Below are 470 nucleotides of genomic sequence, written 5' to 3' on the forward strand. Positions count from 1 at the left end.
GCCTAAGTTACCGGCCGGTAACTTGCCGTGGGGTAATCTGTCGCACAGCCAACGTGCAACCGAAATTGCTTACGAGAGCTCGGCATGTCGCGGAGTTGCTCGCGATCATCAGCTAGCTACAAACAGGAGGTCGACGAAGACCCATGACGAACATCGTCGTTTTGATCAAGCAGGTCCCCGACACGTGGTCCGAGCGCAAGCTGTCCGACGGCGACTTCACGCTCGACCGTGAGGCTGCCGACGCCGTGCTCGACGAGATCAACGAGCGCGCCGTCGAGGAAGCCCTCCTCATCAAGGAGGCCCAGGGCGGAGAGGTGATCGTGCTGTGCGCCGGCCCCGACCGCGCCACCGACGCCATCCGCAAGGCGCTGTCCATGGGCGCCGACAAGGCCGTCCACGTCAACGATCCGGCTCTGCACGGCTCCGACGCGATCCAGACCGGCTGGACGCTGGCTGCCGCTCTCGGACAG

Annotated in this window: 1 protein-coding gene; it reads left to right on the forward strand. The window is 64.5% G+C overall.

Annotated features, from left to right (window positions below; translation table 11 throughout):
* Window positions 1-143 precede the first annotated feature (143 nt).
* Window positions 144-470, forward strand: a 327-nt coding sequence (locus AC07RN_RS21135; protein WP_478337241.1) for an electron transfer flavoprotein subunit beta/FixA family protein, incomplete at its 3' end; no start/stop codon positions are given.

The sequence above is a fragment of the Lelliottia sp. GFLA7 genome, from assembly GCF_056490165.1.